Origin of the sequence: Dactylosporangium salmoneum (assembly GCF_039532525.1) — a bacterium.
Taxonomy (GTDB): Bacteria; Actinomycetota; Actinomycetes; order Mycobacteriales; family Micromonosporaceae; genus Dactylosporangium; species Dactylosporangium salmoneum.
The window spans coordinates 1-17,248 of sequence record NZ_BAAARV010000073.1 but is presented as its reverse complement, the minus strand read 5'-3'; the positions used below and the strand labels follow the sequence as shown (position 1 = coordinate 17,248).

Genomic DNA, 17,248 nt, shown 5'->3' with positions numbered 1-17,248 from the left:
GGGATGAGCGACGTCGGGTTCGTGGCGGCCGCGCGGCTCGAGCTAGACGAGCTGCTCGAGCAGCTGATCGAGCGGATCCGCGATGTGCAGCACACCCAGGGGCGGCTGCGTGGCCTGCTTCGGGCCAACCTGGACATCGCGCAGGGCGTGGACCTCGAGCAGGTCCTGCGGCAGATCGTCTCGGCCGCCCGGAGCCTCGTGGACGCCCGCTATGCGGCCCTCGGCGTCATCCAGGACGGGCAACTGGTCCGATTCCTGCACGAGGGCATGGCGCCCGACGTGGTGGACCGCATCGGCGACCTGCCCCAGGGCAAGGGCCTGCTCGGAGCCCTGGTGGACGACCCGCATCCGATCCGGCTCGCAGACATCGCCGAGCATCCCGCGTCGTCCGGATTCCCGGACGATCATCCACCCATGCACAGCTTCCTCGGCGTGCCGATCCGCGTCCGGGACCGGGTCTTCGGCAACCTCTACCTGTCGGAGAAACAGGGCGCGACGCAGTTCAGCCGCGACGACGAGGACGTCGTCAAGGCGCTGGCCGGCGCGGCCGGCGTGGCCATCGAGAACGCCACCCTGTTCGAGGAGGCCCGCCGGAACCGCCGCTGGCAGGAGGCCATGACCGCGGTCACCACTGAGCTGTTCCGCGGCGCCGACAGCGACCAGGCCCGCCGCTGCCTCGCCGACTGCGCGCTACAGGCCGCCGGCGCGGCCGGTGCGGCCTTTGCCGCCCCGCCGGACGGCGCGACGCCGGACCTGCGCGTCACCCTCGGCGTCGGGCTGCTGGAGCCGTGGCACGGCCGCTCCGTGCCGGTCGCCGGCACGCCGGCCGACAGCGTGCTGGTCAGCGGCGAGCCGGTCCTCCTCGCCGACCCGTCGAACGACCCGCTGACCGCCACGGCGGTCGCGGTGGTTCCGGAGCTGGGCCCGATCATGGTCGCCCCGGTGGTCGGCAACCATGGCCTGCACGGCGTGCTCACCGTCGCCCACCGCCGCGGAGAGGCCCGTTTCGATCACGGCGACCTCGAGCAGTTCAGCGCGTTCGCCACGCACGCCGGCCTGGCCCTGGACGTGGCGGCGCTGCGGCGGGACAACGAGCAGATCAAGACGCTCGAGGAGCGGCAGCGCATCGCCACCGATCTGCAGGAGAACCTCATCCGGGATCTCTTCGCCCTTGGGTTGTCGCTGCAGGGGGCGGCCGCGCGCAGCACCAGCCCGGACACCCGGGCGGGCATCTCCGCCGGCATCGACGAGCTCGACCGGATCATCCGGGGGGTGCGCACCGCCGTGTTCGCGCTGGAGCCCAGGCCGCCGCAGGGCTGACGGTCGCCGGACCGCTACCGGGCGGTGCGGACGGCCGTGGTGTTCATCGTGAACCGTGGAAGGTTCGGCCGATGACGTCGCGCTGCTGCTCCGGCGTCAGCTCGACGAAGTTCACCGCGTAGCCGGAGACCCGGATCGTCAGCTGCGGGTAGCGCTCCGGGCGCGCCATCGCGTCCAGCAGCGTCGCCCGGTCCAGGCCCATGTCGGCGTCCAGCAGACCGAGCGTTGTCCGATTCGCAATGGACGGGGAGGGCCGAAGTCCCTTCCGGCCTGGGCCGTCGGCCCTACGCGCCGCGGTGCGCGCCGCCTAGCTTCGGCCGTGGAGGTGTGCCATGACCAAGTACGTCTACGACTTCGCCGAAGGCGGACGAGACCTCAAGGACCTGCTCGGCGGCAAGGGCGGCAACCTCGCCGAGATGGCGAACCTGGGCCTGCCGGTGCCGCCGGGTTTCACGATCACAACCGACGCGTGCCGTGCCTATCTGCGCACCGGCCGCGAGCCGTTCGGCCTGGCCGACGAGATCGCCCTGCACCTGGAGGGTCTGCAGCGGCAGGCCGGCCGCCGCCTCGGCGACCCCGCCGACCCCCTGCTGGTCTCGGTGCGTTCCGGCGCCAAGTTCTCGATGCCGGGCATGATGGAGACCATCCTCAACGTCGGCCTGACCGACGCCACCGTCGGCGGCCTGGCGGCCCGGGCTCGCGACGAGCGCTTCGCCTGGGACTCCTACCGCCGGCTCATCCAGATGTTTGGCAAGACCGTCCGCGGCATGCCCGGCGAGGTGTTCGAGGACGCGCTGCGGGAGGCCAAGACGCGGGCGGGCACCGCCGACGACACGGGCCTGGACGCCGCGGCGCTGCGCGGGCTCGTCCAGCGGTACAAGGACATCTTCACCGCGCACACCGGCGAGGAGTTCCCGCAGGACGCCCGCGAGCAGCTCGACCAGGCGGTCCGCGCGGTGTTCGACTCATGGAACGCCGAGCGGGCGGTGCTGTACCGCCGTCAGGAGCACATCCCCGACAGCCTCGGCACCGCGGTCAACGTCGTGGCAATGGTCTTCGGCAACCTCGGCGCCGACTCCGGAACTGGCGTCGCGTTCACCCGCGACCCGGCCACCGGCGAGCGCGGGGTGTACGGCGATTACCTCGCCAACGCCCAGGGCGAGGACGTCGTCGCCGGCATCCGCAATACCACGCCGCTGCAGGAGCTCGAGCAACGCGACAAGGCGAGCTACGACGAGCTCCTGAACATCATGGCCACGCTCGAAGAGCACTACAAGGACCTCTGCGACATCGAGTTCACCATCGAACGCGGCAAGCTGTGGATGCTGCAGACCCGCGTCGGCAAGCGCACCGCGGCCGCCGCGTTCGTCATCGCCGGCCATCTCGTCGACGAGGGGATCATCGACCTCGACGAGGCGCTGACCCGGGTGAACGGATCCCAGCTGGCCCAGCTCATGTTCCCTGCCTTCGACCTCTCGCGCGGAGCCCGGCCCGTCGCCGCCGGCGTGCCCGCCTCACCGGGCGCGGCCGTCGGCGCCGCCGTCTTCGACGCCCACCTCGCCGCGGAGGCGGATACGCCCGTCATCCTGGTACGCCGCGAGACCAACCCCGACGACCTGCCCGGCATGATCGCCGCCCGGGGCATCCTCACCAGCCACGGCGGCAAGACCTCCCATGCCGCCGTCGTCGCCCGCGGCATGGGCAAGCCTTGCGTCTGCGGCGCCGACGCGATCGACGTGGACCTCCACAAGCGACAGTTCACAGTGGACGGTCACGTGGTGTCCGAGGGCGACGTCATCTCCATCGACGGCACGACCGGCCGGGTGTACCTCGGCCAGGTCCCCGTCCAGCCCTCGCCCGCGGTGCGCTACTTCGAAGGCACGCTGTCCCCCGAAGCCGATCCGCTGATCCGCGCCGTCGACCGGCTTCTTACCCATGCCGACAAGCGACGGCGGCTCGCCGTGCGCGCCAACGCCGACACCGCCGAGGACGCCGCCCGGGCCCGGCGCTTCGGCGCGCAGGGCATCGGCTTGTGCCGCACCGAGCACATGTTCCTCGGCGACCGCCGCACCCTCGTCGAGCGGCTCATCCTCGCCCGCACCCCCGAACAGCGCGACGCCGCCCTCGCCGAGCTGCTGCCGTTGCAGCGCGACGACTTCACCGGCCTGTTCCGCGAGATGGCCGGCCTGCCGGTCACCGTGCGGCTCATCGACCCGCCGCTGCACGAGTTCCTGCCCCCGCTGGAGGACCTCGCCGTGCGGGTCGCCCGCGCCGAGGAGCGCGGCGAGGATCCCGGCCACGACCGGGAACTGCTCGACGCCGTGCACCGGATGCACGAGGAGAACCCGATGCTGGGGCTGCGCGGCGTGCGCCTCGGCCTCGTCATTCCGGGGCTGTTCGCGATGCAGGTGCGGGCCGTCGCGGAGGCGGCCGCCCAGGTGCCCGGCGCGCGCGCCGAGATCATGGTGCCGCTCGTCGGCGCGGTCCAGGAGCTCGAGGCCGTCCGCGACGAGGCGCAACGGCTGCTGCGGGAGATCGGCGTCGACGCGCGCATCGGCACCATGATCGAGGTCCCGCGGGCTGCGCTGACCGCCGGCGAGATCGCCCGCGCCGCCGACTTCTTCTCCTTCGGCACCAACGACCTGACCCAGATGGGCTGGGGGTTCTCCCGGGACGACGTCGAAGGAGCATTTTTCACGCGGTACCTCGAACTCGGCATCTTCGGCGTCTCGCCCTTCGAGTCCATCGACCGCGACGGGGTCGGCCGGCTCATCCGCATCGCCGTCGCCGAGGGCCGCGCCGCGCGCCCGGACCTGCACATCGGCGTCTGCGGCGAGCACGGCGGCGACCCGGCCTCGATCCGCTTCTTCCACGATGCCGGCCTCGACTACGTGTCCTGCTCGCCGTTCCGGGTGCCCGTGGCCCGGCTCGAGGCCGGCCGTAGCGCGGTCAGCGCCACCGGCTCCGACACCCGCTGATCCGCGCTTCGCGGCGGGACGAACGTCCCGCCGCGGACCGTCCCATCGCCTCTGCCGACCCGATGCGCGTCGATCCATCCTGAGGGTGGAACCCATTGAGGAGGGACGAGATGAAGCCCACGACCAGCGCACACCGGATCGTCGTCGGCTACGACGGCTCCGACGAGGCTCGCGGGGCCGTCGACTGGGCTGCCGCCGAAGCCGAGCGCACCGCCAGCCGACTGCAGATCCTCGACGCCTACCAGATCGCCTGGCCGGGCGCCTACTACGCCGTCGCGGCCGAGCAGTTCGAGTTCGCCCGCACGGCCGCCGAGCAGCGCGTCGCCGAGATGGTCGCCCGAGTCCGCGAGCGCGGCACCGGGGTCGACGTCTTCGGCACCGCCGTCGACGGTCTGGCCGCCGCCACCCTGCTCGAGGTCGCCGACGCCGGCGCCCGGATGATCGTCGTCGGCAGCCGCGGCGCCGGCGGCCTGACCAACCTGCTCATGGGCTCGGTCAGCCAGCAGGTCGCCACCCACTCCCCCGTCCCCGTCGCCGTGGTCCGCGGCCGTTCCACCGCCATCGACGGACCGGTCGTGGTCGGCGTCGACGGCTCCGCGTCCAGCGACGACGCCCTCGCGCTCGCCTTCGAGGCCGCCCGGGCCCGCGGCACCACCGTGGCCGCCATCCGGGCCCACGCGACGCCTCCCCAGCCGTCGCTGCCGCTCCCCGCCGTCGATGCGTTCGAGCGGGACGCGCTGAACACGTCGCTGGCCCCCTGGATCGCCAAGTACCCCGACGTCAAGGTCGAGGCCCTCGTCGCCGCCGGCCGGGCGGCCAAGGTCCTCATCGGTGTCTCGCACACCGCCCAGCTCGTGGTGGTCGGCAGCCGCGGCCATGGCGGCTTCGCCGGGCTGCTGCTCGGCTCGGTGGGCCAGGAGCTCATGCACCACGCCGAGTGCCCGGTGCTGATCGCGCACGAGCACAAGGCCGCATAACCGACTGCGCAGGGAGCACCGCGATGACCACCGAGACCAACCAGCTCGCTGCCACCGACGTCGCCGGGCTGCCGTCCACGGAGGCAGCGGCGCGGCTCGAGCGAGACGGGCTCAACGCGTTGCCCACGGCGCAGCGCGTTCCGGTGTGGCGGCGGGTGCTCATGCAACTGCGGGATCCGCTCGTCATCGTGCTGCTGGTCGCGATCACGCTGACGATCTTCACCGGCGACTGGACCGACGCCGCCGTCATCGCGCTCGTCATCGTGGTCAACACCGCCGTCGGTGTCGTGCAGGAGGTCAAGGCCGATCAGGCCATTACCGCCCTGGCCACGATGACGGCGCCCGAGGCACGGGTGGTGCGCGACGGGCAGCAGCGCCTCGTCGCCGCGACCGAGGTCGTCGTCGGTGACCTGCTCGTCCTCGCCGAGGGCGACATCGTGCCCGCCGACGCCACCGTCGTGGAGGCCGCGGCGCTGCTGGTCGACGAGGCCGCGCTGACCGGCGAGTCCGTGCCGGTCAACAAGACCGCGGCGCCGCCGGACGGCGACGGCCGCGGGCACCCCGACGCCGTCGTCTCCTCCGGAACGGTGGTGGTCCGCGGCCGGGGCCTCGCCCGGGTGACCGCCACCGGGCCGCGCAGCGCCATGGGTCGCATCGCCGCCCTGCTGGCCACCGGCGCCGGCCTGACCCCGCTGCAACGGCGGCTGGTCGGCGTCGGCCGTGCCCTGGCGATTGCCGCCGTGGTGCTGTCCACCGTGGTGCTGGCGCTGGGACTGCTGCGCGGCGAGCCGCCCGAGCTCATGGTCATCACCGCGATCAGCCTCGTCGTCGCCGCCGTGCCGGAATCGCTGCCCGCCGTGGTGACCCTCGCGCTGGCCCTGGGCGCCCGCCGGATGTCCGCCCGCCACGCCCTCATCCGCCGCCTGCCCGCGGTGGAGACCCTCGGCTCGGTCACCGTCATCGCCACCGACAAGACCGGCACCCTCACCGAGGGCCGCATGGTCGCCCGCCGGCTCTGGACCCCCACCGGTGACGCCGAGGTCGACGGTCACGGCTACGCCCCCGCCGGGACGATCCGCCGCGACGGGCGACCGGTGACCGCCCGCACCGCCCCCGACATCGCCGACCTCCTCACCAGCGCCGCCCTGTGCACCGACGCCGCCCTGCTACCACCCGGCACACCGGAAGGCGACTGGGCCGCGCTCGGCGACCCCACCGAGGCGGCGCTGCTGGCCGCCGCCGCCAAGCTCCGCCCGGATCCCGCCGCACCGCCGCCGCGCGTCGGCGAACTGCCGTTCGACAGCGACCGCAAGCGCATGACCACCGTCCACCGCCGGCCCGACGGCGGCGCGGACGTCGTGTGCAAAGGCGCGCCCGAGATCCTGCTGCACCCGGCGTACCTCGACGAGCCCGCCGACACGATCGCCCGGGCCGTCGCGCGCGCCGAGACGCTCGCCGCCGACGGGTACCGCGTCCTGGCCGTCGCCCGGGCCCACCACCCGGCCGTCCCGCCACCCGAAGCCTGGGAACACGGGCTGCGGCTGCTCGGCCTCATCGGCATTCACGACCCCGCCCGCCCGTCGGCCGCCGCCACCATCGCCGCCTGCCAGAGAGCCGGCATCACCCCGGTGCTCATCACCGGCGACCACCCCGCCACCGCCCGCGCCGTGGCCGCCGAGGTCGGCATCATCGACCCGGGCGACGCCGTCGTCGACTGCCGCGAGGCCTGGACACCCGGGCAGCCGGGCGACGCGCGGGTGTACGCCCGGGCCACGCCCGAGCAGAAGCTCGACATCATCGCCGCCCGCCGCGAGGCCGGCGACGTCGTCGCCATGACCGGCGACGGCGTCAACGACGGTCCCGCCCTGCACCGCGCCGACATCGGCGTCGCCATGGGCCTGCGCGGCACCGAGGTCGCCCGTCAGGCCGCCGACCTCGTCCTCGCCGACGACGAGCTGGCCACGGTGGTCGCCGCCGCCGAAGAGGGCCGCCGCGTGTACGCCAACATCCGCCGCTTCCTGCTCTACGCCCTCGCCGGCGGCACCGCCGAGATCACCGTCATGCTGGCCGGGCCCTTCCTCGGCCTGCCGCTGTTCCTGCTGCCCGCCCAGATCCTCTGGGTCAACCTGCTCACTCACGGCCTGCCCGGCGTCGCCCTCGGCAGCGAACCCGCGCCACCCGATGCGATGCGGCGCCCGCCCCGCCCGCCGGCGGAATCCGTGCTCGGCGCCGGGCTGTGGCAGCGCATCCTCCGCGTCGGCGCCGTCATCGCCGCCGTCACCCTCGGCATCGCCGTCTGGGCCCACGCCACCGACCGGCCGTGGCAGAGCATGGCCTTCTTCGCCCTCGGCGCCACCCAGCTCGCCGTCGCCCTCGGCTCCCGCGCCCGGCCCGGCACCCGCGCCAACCCCGTGCTGCTCGTCGCGGTCGCCGCCGCACTTGCCCTGCAGTTCGCCGGGCTCTACCTGCCGATCCTCAACAACCTCCTCGGCACCGAGCCGGTACCCGTCCTCGACCTGCTCGCCATCTGCGCCCTCTCCAGCCTCGGCTACGCGGCGATCCGCCTCGACCGCGTCGTGCACCGCGGCCCGCGCGGGGATCGCGGCACGGCCTGATCCCCGGCCGGGGGTGCATCGTCACGGCCGGGCGATATCTGTTGCCGGCCCGCCACCAGGCGTCCAGCGTGCGTCGTCGTCGCTGAGTTGACCGTTCGCGTTACAGCTGTCCCGGCAGTCCGACCACGTCGGTGCCGGAGCGGCGCATGGCCGCTGGAACCGGTTCAGCCTCGGCGACGGGAACCCCGACGCGCATCGCGATCGCTGGGCTACCGACGCCGCCGAGCACCCGCCGCAGCGCGGTGCGGACGGCGTCCACCTCGATCACCTCGCTGATCGGCGAGGCGGCCAGGCCGCGCGCCGTGAGCGTCAGCCACACGTCGGAGAGCGCCTCACCGGCGGCGACCCAGTCGTGCGGCTCGTCGGCATCGGTCGCCAGCACGACGTACACCGTGCCCTGATCGGTGCCCGGGCCGGGCTCCAACGCTGCCGGCCTGGCCACGGCGAAGTTCCGGGGCGCGACGGTGCGGGGTGTCGACGGGACCACGCTGCGCGCCGACACGCCGTCGCGGTCCGGGCGCGACCGGGTTGTCCAGGCGAGCACGTCGTCGCGGAAGCGCGGGTCCGCGTGCTCGATCGCCCCGGCGCGCGCCACCGCCGCGGCGAAGGCGGTCACCTGGTCCTCGCGCACCACGTGCAGGTGCACGCCGTGCCGCCCGGCGGCCGCGCGCAACTCGTCGAGCGCAGCGGGCCCGGGCCGTTCGTCGTCGAATGGGCGCCGGTCGGTGCGCCGGCGGTAGATCGCCCGGTACAGCCGGTCGTCGGGCTCGCACGCCGCCCCCTGCCGGAGCCGGGCCACCAGGTCCGGCCGGTCGGGGTCCGGCAGGCGCACCACGTCCGCGACGTACCCGGCGGCGTGCATCGCCACCGTCGCGTGGTGCAGGGCCGCGCCGCAGCTGAGCAGCAGCAGGTGCCCGGCGGGGTCCAGCCCGGTGAGCTGCCGAGAACGGTCGGCCCACAGCTCGCCGTGGTGGCCGACCAGGCGCCAGCGCCAGGGCTGGCTGTTGAACAGGGACGGGGCGCGCAGCGCGGCGATCGAGGCCTCGGCGATCTGATCGATCTCGGCGCGCGGTGGCTGAGTCATGACCTGCTCCCCTCGGCGGTGTGCCCGGCTGCTTCTTGCTCCACGATCGCCGTCACCCGCACCGGCCGGCAGGGCCGAACGTCACAACCTCACGGGACCGAGGCGCCCATGAGCGCCGCCGCCGGGGAGACCGGTCAGTGCGTCCCTTGCCGAGTGATGGTGTCGGCGATGCCGTGGGCCCATTGGCGGACGGCCTCCCAGTCGCGGAAGTCGCCGTACGGGGCGCGCAGGGCGGCGATGAGGGCACGCTCGGCGAAGCCCAGCCGCGCACGGTGCAGCGCGCCGGCGAAGACCCGGTGCTCGACCGGACCGGCGATCGCCTCCACGCGGCGGGCGTCGACCGCGTGGTCGGCCGGGATCGGCGGGTCGCCGATCGGACCGCTGGAGAAAAGCCAGACCGGGCGGTCGGCGAGCCCCGCGGCGTGGCGTTCGGCGAAGCGCTGGGCCGGGTCGAGCCAGTGCCCGGCGTACACGGCGCTGCCGAGGACGACCGCGTCGTAGCCGTCCACGCCCACGACATCGTCCGGGGCACACACCGTCGCACCGAGCCCCTGCTTGGTGAGCACGGCGCCGATCAACTCAGCGATCTCCGCCGTCGACCCGTGCTTGCTCGCCGCGGTGACCAGTACGTGCATGCCGTACCTCCAAAACTCGACACCCCACCGTGGCACCGGAGCCCGGCCGGACGCACGGGCCGGACGTCCCTTCGCGGCGGGACCGCCTACCCGGCGGACGCGAGCTGGTATCCGGTCACCAGGTCGCAGTCGATGCCGATCACGCAGGCCATCGGCTCGTCCGCCCAGGGCTCGATCGCGTGTTCATAGCGGGCCAGCCGCTCCTCGTCGAGGATCAGCCGGGCGGCGCCGGTCACCACGACCGTCCACCCGGACCGGCGGTCCGGATCGATCTCGTCGGCCTCGTAGGCGACCACCACGGCCCCGTCGGCGATGGCCGCCGAGGCCAGGCTCGTCGTCAGGCTGCTGCGGATCACAACCGTGTCGCCGTCGACGAGATGGTTCACCGGCCGGATCGCAGGCAGCGCCCGCAGCGTGAACACGACCCGGCCAACCGGCACCGAGGCCAGCAGCTCCAGGCAACGTTCCCGGCCCAGCGGTTGTAGTGGCGCCATCGATTCCCTCCTTGCGTACCCCAGCACACTCCCCACCCCTCGTCGGCCCCGCCAGGGGCGAAGGTCCCGCCTCGGGCGGGTCGAGGCACCGGGCTCCCGGCTCCTCACTCGGTGACGTCGTTGGATGCCGGTGCGCTGCGCTCGGTGACCTCGGCGATCCCGCGCGCACCTCACCGCTCCTGACCGGCTTCGATGTACTACCGTGCGGGCGACCCCACCCGCAGCGAAACCGGTGCGACGCCGGCGCTGTCCCGCAACTGTGATGCCCCGCCCGATTCGGACCGGCCGGGGACTAGCCAGGTCGCCTGCCGGGCGGGTCGCGAAACCGCGCTCTCGAGGAAGGGTGCCTTTGCGGGCGGGGCCATGCTCATCACCCCTGTCGGCGAAGCACCGACTCCTCGACCGACAGGAGGACAGATGAGCAGACGCACGCCGACAATCGTCGGTGCCACCCTGGTCGCCATCGCGCTCACGCTCGGCGCTTGCGCCAGCCACGCGAACGACAACCCGCAGCCCGCCTCCAGCGGCGCCGCCGCCGCATATCCGATGACGGTGGGCAACGTCACGCTGGAGCAGCGTCCGACGAGGATCGTGTCGCTGTCGCCGAGCACCACCGAGATGCTCTTCGCGGTCGGCGCGGGCGCGCAGGTGACGGCGGTGGACGACAACTCCGACTACCCGGCCGAGGCGCCGAGGTCGCAGCTGTCCGGGTTCCAGCCGAACGCCGAGGCGATCGCGGCCAAGAACCCGGACCTGGTGGTGCTGACCCTGGACGCCAACAAGGTGGTCGACCAGCTCGCCAAGTTCAAGATCCCGGTCTATGTGGCGCCGGCGGCCGTCACGCTCGACGACACGTACCGGCAGATCGACGAGCTGGGCCGGCTCACGGGCCACGGCACTGAGGCGACCGACCTGGTGGGCCGCATGCGCCGCGACATCGACAAGCTGATCAAGGAGCTGCCGGCGCGATCGGCCAGGCCGAAGTACTACTACGAGCTCGATCCGACGCTGTACACGGCGACCAGCCCGACGTTCGTCGGCTCACTGTTCACGATGGCGGGCCTGCAGAACGTGGCCGATCCGGCGGATCCCGGCGGCGCGAAGGGCGGCTATCCCCAGCTCTCCGTCGAGGTGCTGGTCCAGGCCGACCCGGACCTGGTGTTCCTGGCCGACACGAAATGCTGCAAACAGTCGGCCGAGACGGTCGCCGCCCGCCCGGGTTGGTCCGGCATCACCGCGGTGAAGACCGGGCGGATCGTCACGCTGGACGACAACGTGGCGTCCCGCTGGGGCCCGCGCGTGGTCGACCTGCTCCGTGCGATCGTCGAGGCCGTGGCCAAGGTACCCGCGTGAGACCCGGCCATCAGGCCGCCGGCCGGCTCCGCCCGCGCTGGGTCCTGGCCGGCGGGCTGGCGGTGCTCGTGGCGCTGGTGGCCGGCGTCGCCCTCGGCCCGGTGAGCCTGCCGCCCGGCAGCGTCGCCGTCGAACTGCTGAACCTGGTGCCCGGCGTGCACCTGAAGAGCGGCCTCAACGAGCGCGAGATCGCCATCGTCACCGAGATCCGGCTGCCCCGGGTCGTGCTCGGGCTGCTCGTCGGCGCGATGCTGGCCCTCGCCGGCGGCTGCTTCCAGGGCGTCTTCCGCAACCCGCTGGCCGATCCGAGCCTGCTGGGCGTGGCGGCCGGCGCGGGCCTCGCGGTCACCCTCCTCATCGCGTACCGCGGCGCGCAGGACACCCTGCTCGGCGGGGTCCCGCTGACCACGCCGGTGGTCGCATTCGCCGGCGCGATGGCCGCGGTGCTGCTGGCCTATCTGCTGAGCGCCGGCGGCGGCCGGGAACGCTCGCCGACGACGCTGATCCTCGCCGGCGTGGCGGTCTCGGCGTTCCTCGCCGCCGCGCAGACGTACGTCATGCAGCGCAACATCGACGCGATCCGCGAGGTGTACTCCTGGCTGCTCGGGCACCTGTCCACCGCCGGTTGGTCCGACGTGCGGGTCGTCCTGCCGTACGCGGCCGTCACCTCCGTGGTGATCCTGCTGCTGCGCCGGGAGCTGGACGTGCTCTCGGTCGGCGACGAGGAGGCCGCGAGCCTCGGGCTGCACCCGCAGCGGTCGCGGTACGTGCTGATCGCCGCGGCCAGCCTGGCCACTGCGGCGGCGGTCTCGGTGTCCGGCCTCATCGGCTTCGTCGGCATCATCGTGCCGCACACCGTCCGGCTGCTCGCCGGCGCCGGATACCGGGTGATCCTGCCGCTGTCGATGCTCTTCGGCGGCGCGTTCCTGGCCCTCGCGGACGTGGTGGCCCGCACCGCGGCCAGCCCCGCCGAGATCCCGATCGGGGTCGTCACCGCGTTCTTCGGCGCGCCGTTCTTCGTGCTCGTCCTGCGCACCTCCGGGCGGGTGGCGACGTGACCGCGGTCGAGGTTCGGGACCTGCGGGTGACGCTGGGCGGCGCGGCCGTCCTGGCCGGCGTGGACCTGACCGTCGAGGCCGGCGAATGGGTCACGATCATCGGACCGAACGGTGCCGGCAAGTCGACCCTCTTGCGCGCCATCGGCGGCCTCGTGCCCAGCACCGGATCGATCGCCCTGTTCGGCACGCCGGCGGCCCGCCTGCCCCGCCGCCAGCGGGCCCGGACCGTCGCGGCCGTCATGCAGTCGCCGGTCGTCCCGCCCGGCATGGCCGTGTTCGACTACGTCCTGCTCGGCCGCACGCCGTACGTCCCGCCGCTGGGCCGGGAGTCCAGCGCCGACCTGGCCGCGGTGGGCGAGGTGCTGACCCGGCTCGACCTGGACCGCTTCGCCGGCCGGCTGCTCGACACCCTGTCCGGCGGGGAGCGGCAGCGGGTGTTCCTGGCCCGGGCGCTCGTCCAAGGCGCCGGCCTGCTGCTGCTGGACGAGCCGGGCACCGCGCTCGACATCGGGCACCAGCAGGACGTCCTGGAGCTGGTGGATCAGCTGCGCCGGGACGCCGGGCTGACGGTCCTGGCGACGATGCACGACCTCGCGATCGCCGGCGAGTACGCGGACCGGATGGTGCTGCTCGCCGGCGGCACGGTCGTCGCATCGGGCGCTCCGGTCGACGTGCTGACGGAGGAACTGCTCGCCACCCACTACCGGGCCCGCGTGCGCGTGGTGCACAGCGAGCACGGCCCCCTGGTGGTGCCGGTCCGCAGTACTCGCCGTTGAGGCATCAGATCCCGCTTGTCCGGTGGTCGCCTGATCTCATGGTTCCGCGACGTGGATGACGATCTTGCCGCGCTTGTGCTCGGTCTGCAGCGCCTCGTAGGCGGCGCGCGTTTCGGGCAGCGGGACGACGCGGTCCACCACCGGGGCGAGCCGGCCCTTCTCGATGAGCTGCCCGACAGTCCCGAGCTGGTCGCCGTTCGGCTCGACGATGAAGAACACCCCACGGACTCCGTGCGCGGCGGCCTGCCGGGCGTCCGGCGGGGTCGCGACGCTCACCAGCACACCGCCCGGCCGCAGGACGTCCCACGAACGGGCCTGCGTCTCACCTCCCACCAGGTCGAGCACCACATCGACGCCGTTGACGCGATCCTCGAAGCGCTCCTTGGAATAGTCGACGACCTCATGAGCGCCCAGCTCGGTCACGAAGTCCCTGTCGCGTGCCCCGGCGGTCGCGGTAACCCGCGCGCCGAGGCTGGCGGCGATCTGCACGGCGAACGAGCCGACACCCCCGGCCGCGCCGTGGATCAGAATGTGCTGCCCGTCCCGCAGGGAGGCGTGCTCCACCAGCGCCTGCCAGCCCGTCAGCGCGGCCATGGGCACGGCCGCGGCCACATCGTGGTCCACGGTGGCGGGCTTGGGGGCCAGGATGTCCACCGGCACCGTGACGTACTCGGCGGCGGCTCCGTCGCGCACGAACGGGATGAGCCCGTAGACCTCGTCGCCGACCTCGGTCTCGCTGACTGCGGGACCGAGCGCGGCGACCACGCCTGACATCTCGTGCGAGGGGATGATCGGTGTCCGGTCGCGGCCCCCCGGCGCGAGGCTGTCGGTCCAGGTGGCGTCCCAGGTGAGCTCCCCGGCGGTGATCGAGGCGGCGCACACGGCCACGAGCACCTCACCCGCGGCCGGCTCGGGACGCGGCGCCTGCTCGTACACCAGCCGCTCGGGCCCTCCGCGGTGGTGTGCCCGCACCGCGCTCATCGTGTCCATCGGTGCTCCTCCAGCATCAGGGCCTTCGGCGCTGCCGCGGTTGGCCCGTCGGCACGCGGCATGCGCCGGCCGCACGCGCGTCATGCGGAGATGCCGAGCAGCCCGAGCGGGCCTCATCGGCAAGCGGGTGCCGCCTCCCGTAACCGGCGAGCCGAGCTGTTCCGTGCCCACCGTACCGTCGGTTCAGCGCGCACCGTGGATGAAGACTCGGGCGACCATCGCCGGACTGACCACCCGTCACCCGTTGCCGTTTCCCTCACCCGGCGACCCCAGCGGCGTTCGCCCTACGCCCGCCCGGATGGCGGCCGTCGTCCGCATCCGCAACTCCCGCGGCCGGTGGAGCACATCGTCATCGGGGTACTGCTCCCGATTCCACCGGCCTATCGACAGCATTGGTGGAACGATGGAGGCGTGGGAACTGCGAAACCTGCTATGCCTGTTATCTCGCCGCTTGTCGGCGAGCCGATCAAGCGTGCCGATGCCGAACGGCTCGCGGGAGTACTGAAGGCATTCGCCGACCCGGCCCGGCTGCGACTGCTCAGTCTGATCCAGTCCGCTCCGGAGGGCGAGGCGTCCGTGAGTGACCTCACCGCGCCGCTCGGCCTCTCCCAGCCGACCGTGAGTCATCACCTTCGGATCCTCACCGAGGCCGGCGTGCTCGAGCGCGAGAAGCGCGGCGTGTGGGCGTACTACCGCCTGGTGCCGTCGGCGATCGCGGCGATAGCCGACCTGTTGACGCCGCCTCGCAAGCGGGCGACGAAGAGGGCCCGCTGAGCGCAGCACGTGCTGAGGTGGACTACTGGGCGGCGTGCACCCGGGACAGCTCGGTCGCGTAGTCGGTCTGCGGCGGCTCGACGGTGCCCTCCGTCGAAGCCGACCGCTCCAGGAAGCGCAGCAGCTCGACCGGGAACGGCAGCACTACCGTCGAGTTCTTCTCGGCTGCCACCTCGACCACCGTCTCCAGCAACCGCAGCTGCAGCGCGGTCGGTGTCCGCGCCATCGTGGCCGCGGCGTCGGCGAGCTTTCGCGACGCCTGCAGCTCACCGTCCGCGGTGATGATCCTGGCGCGCCGCTCCCGCTCCGCTTCAGCCTGCCGGGACATCGACCGTTTCATCGACTCCGGCAGCGAGACGTCCTTGATCTCCACGCGGTCGATGTGGACGCCCCAATCGATCGCCGGGCTGTCGATCATGACCTCCAGGCCCTGGTTGAGCCGCTCCCGGTTGGTCAGCAGCTCGTCGAGGTCGCTCTTGCCGATGATCGAACGCAGCGACGTCTGCGCCACCTGGAGGACTGCGAACATGTAATCCTGCACGTTGACGACGGCCCGGCGCGCGTCGGTGACCCGGAAGTACACCACCGCGTCCACCTTGACGGTCACGTTGTCGCGGGTGATGCCGTCCTGTGCGGGTATCGGCATGGTGACGATCTGCAGGTTCACTTTCTGCAGCCGGTCCAGAATCGGGACAATCAGCGTCAGGCCTGGCCCGCGTGTCATCTCTTGCAGACGCCCGAACCGGAAGACCAGCCCGCGTTCGTACTGCCGGACGATCCGAGCGCTGGCCAACAGCCCGGCCACCGCCACCATCAACACGACGATCAGCATCAAAACCATGGCAGCTCGCGCCATCCTTGCATCTCCGCCCAGCCTAACGCGGCGCAGCCGCGTAAGGCTCACCGCGAAGTATCGGGAGGACGCGGACCCGGCGGGCGGCGGCGCGATGCGGCGTTGCGAGGTGTAGCCAAGCCCGTCTCATTCGCGGCAAAGCAACATGTTCGAACATTGACGCCCTCCCGGCAAGCCGCTATTGACAACCTTCTTTTCAGTAGGCGAGCATGCTGAAAGCGCTCTCACGTCCGCCACGTGGGGGTTGAACAGGCATGTCCCACTCCCCCGCCCACGCTTGAGAAGGGGCACAATCGCTGTGGAGAGTCAACACAAACAAACATGGCTGCGAGGTAGGGCGCGGACCGCGCTGCTTGCCACGGCCGGGAGCGTCGTGATCGTCGCCGCCTCCGTCGCGGCGCTGCCCGACGCCGGAGCCTCCGTGCCTTCCACGCCGGCCGGGTGGACCCAGGTGTTCGCCGACGACTTCAACGGGACCTCTGGCACCGGCGTCAACACGGGCAACTGGCTGTACGACCTCGGGCACGGTTACCCCGGCGGTGCCGGTAACTGGGGCACCGGCGAGATCGAGAACATGACCAACAGCACCGCGAACGTCTACCTGGACGGCTCCGGGAACCTGGCCATCAAGCCGATCCGTGACGGCTCCGGCAACTGGACCAGCGGCCGCATCGAGACCCAGCGCACCGACCTCGCCGCCCCCGCGGGCGGCAAACTGCGCATCGAGGCCCGCCTGCAGCAGCCGAACGTCAACACCGGAAACGGCGCCGGCTACTGGCCGGCCTTCTGGGCGCTGGGCGCGGCGGCGCGCGGCACCGGCGCGTCCGGCTGGCCCGGCATCGGCGAGATCGACATCATGGAAGACATCAACGGCCGCAGCTCCGAATTCGCCACCCTGCACTGCGGCACCTCACCAGGCGGCCCCTGCAACGAAACCACCGGCATCGGCAGCGGCGAACGCGCCTGCAGCGGCTGCCAGACCGGCTTCCACACCTACGCCGTCGAACAGGACCGCAGCACATCACCCGAGCAGATCCGCTGGTACCTCGACGGCAACAACTTCTTCACCGTCAACGCCAACCAGGTCGACGCCACCACCTGGAACAACGCCACCCACCACGGCTTCTTCATCATCCTCAACGTCGCCATCGGCGGCGGCTTCCCCGACGCGTTCGGCGGCGGCCCCAACGGCTCCACCGTCTCCGGCCAGCCGATGCTCGTCGACTACGTCGCGGCCTACACGTCGGGCGGAGGTACCTCGAGCACCCCACCGACCGCGGGCACGATCACCGGTCCGGGTGGCAAGTGTGTCGATGTCGCGGGTGATGACACGGGCGGTAA

15 protein-coding genes are annotated in these 17,248 nt (G+C 72.6%); 9 read left to right on the top strand and 6 right to left on the bottom strand.

Annotated features, from left to right (window positions below; translation table 11 throughout):
• Positions 1-3 precede the first annotated feature (3 nt).
• Positions 4-1,320, top strand: a complete 1,317-nt coding sequence (locus ABD352_RS37320; protein WP_344617273.1) for a GAF domain-containing protein — start codon at positions 4-6, stop codon at positions 1,318-1,320.
• Between the two features lie 43 nt (positions 1,321-1,363).
• Here the strand turns inward: ABD352_RS37320 and ABD352_RS37315 are convergent, their stop codons facing one another.
• Positions 1,364-1,522, bottom strand: a complete 159-nt coding sequence (locus ABD352_RS37315; RefSeq protein WP_344617272.1) for a glycine radical domain-containing protein — start codon at positions 1,520-1,522, stop codon at positions 1,364-1,366.
• Between the two features lie 130 nt (positions 1,523-1,652).
• Between ABD352_RS37315 and ppdK the strand changes: the two genes are divergently transcribed.
• The 3 genes from ppdK (at position 1,653) to ABD352_RS37300 (ending at position 7,890) form a co-directional block, all read left to right on the top strand.
• A complete protein-coding gene (gene ppdK, locus ABD352_RS37310) occupies positions 1,653-4,298 on the top strand; it encodes a pyruvate, phosphate dikinase (protein WP_344617271.1) in 2,646 nt (881 codons plus the stop codon).
• Between the two features lie 110 nt (positions 4,299-4,408).
• The gene (locus ABD352_RS37305; RefSeq protein ID WP_344617270.1) at positions 4,409-5,275 is read left to right on the top strand and encodes a universal stress protein; all 867 of its coding nucleotides are present in this window, start codon (positions 4,409-4,411) and stop codon (positions 5,273-5,275) included.
• Positions 5,276-5,298: 23 nt separating this feature from the next.
• Positions 5,299-7,890 (top strand): cation-translocating P-type ATPase, encoded by a 2,592-nt coding sequence (locus ABD352_RS37300; RefSeq protein WP_344617269.1) that lies wholly within the window; start codon positions 5,299-5,301, stop codon positions 7,888-7,890.
• 100 nt (positions 7,891-7,990) lie between these two features.
• Here the strand turns inward: ABD352_RS37300 and ABD352_RS37295 are convergent, their stop codons facing one another.
• From ABD352_RS37295 to ABD352_RS37285, 3 genes are all read right to left on the bottom strand, one after another.
• Positions 7,991-8,974 carry an Acg family FMN-binding oxidoreductase gene (locus ABD352_RS37295; protein WP_344617268.1) on the bottom strand — a complete coding sequence of 328 codons (984 nt, stop codon included), beginning with the start codon at positions 8,972-8,974 and terminating at the stop codon, positions 7,991-7,993.
• Positions 8,975-9,108: 134 nt separating this feature from the next.
• Complete coding sequence (locus ABD352_RS37290) at positions 9,109-9,609, bottom strand: flavodoxin domain-containing protein (protein WP_344617267.1); 501 nt, start codon at positions 9,607-9,609, stop codon at positions 9,109-9,111.
• 86 nt (positions 9,610-9,695) lie between these two features.
• The gene (locus ABD352_RS37285) at positions 9,696-10,103 is read right to left on the bottom strand and encodes a pyridoxamine 5'-phosphate oxidase family protein (protein ID WP_344617266.1); all 408 of its coding nucleotides are present in this window, start codon (positions 10,101-10,103) and stop codon (positions 9,696-9,698) included.
• Positions 10,104-10,520: 417 nt separating this feature from the next.
• Here ABD352_RS37285 and ABD352_RS37280 point away from each other — a divergent pair, with 417 nt between their 5' ends.
• From ABD352_RS37280 to ABD352_RS37270, 3 genes are read left to right on the top strand one after another with little or no spacing between them, the layout of a single operon-like run.
• Complete coding sequence (locus ABD352_RS37280; RefSeq protein WP_344617265.1) at positions 10,521-11,456, top strand: ABC transporter substrate-binding protein; 936 nt, start codon at positions 10,521-10,523, stop codon at positions 11,454-11,456.
• A complete protein-coding gene (locus tag ABD352_RS37275; protein WP_344617264.1) occupies positions 11,453-12,514 on the top strand; it encodes a FecCD family ABC transporter permease in 1,062 nt (353 codons plus the stop codon). Before ABD352_RS37280 ends, ABD352_RS37275 begins: the two co-directional genes overlap by 4 nt.
• Positions 12,511-13,290: an ABC transporter ATP-binding protein gene (locus ABD352_RS37270; protein ID WP_344617263.1), complete on the top strand. Its 780-nt coding sequence runs from the start codon at positions 12,511-12,513 to the stop codon at positions 13,288-13,290. Before ABD352_RS37275 ends, ABD352_RS37270 begins: the two co-directional genes overlap by 4 nt.
• Positions 13,291-13,326: 36 nt before the next feature.
• On the opposite strand, the gene ABD352_RS37265 is transcribed toward ABD352_RS37270, so the two are convergent.
• Positions 13,327-14,280, bottom strand: a complete 954-nt coding sequence (locus tag ABD352_RS37265) for an NADP-dependent oxidoreductase (RefSeq protein ID WP_344617262.1) — start codon at positions 14,278-14,280, stop codon at positions 13,327-13,329.
• Positions 14,281-14,712: 432 nt separating this feature from the next.
• On the opposite strand from ABD352_RS37265, the gene ABD352_RS37260 reads away from it, so the two are divergent.
• A complete protein-coding gene (locus ABD352_RS37260) occupies positions 14,713-15,054 on the top strand; it encodes an ArsR/SmtB family transcription factor (protein WP_344617336.1) in 342 nt (113 codons plus the stop codon).
• A gap of 22 nt (positions 15,055-15,076) precedes the next feature.
• Here the strand turns inward: ABD352_RS37260 and ABD352_RS37255 are convergent, their stop codons facing one another.
• Entirely contained in the window at positions 15,077-15,910 is an 834-nt protein-coding gene (locus ABD352_RS37255) for a slipin family protein (protein WP_425553818.1), read from the bottom strand.
• Positions 15,911-16,280: 370 nt separating this feature from the next.
• On the opposite strand from ABD352_RS37255, the gene ABD352_RS37250 reads away from it, so the two are divergent.
• A partial coding sequence (locus tag ABD352_RS37250; RefSeq protein WP_344617261.1) for a glycoside hydrolase family 16 protein occupies positions 16,281-17,248 on the top strand: 968 nt, incomplete at its 3' end.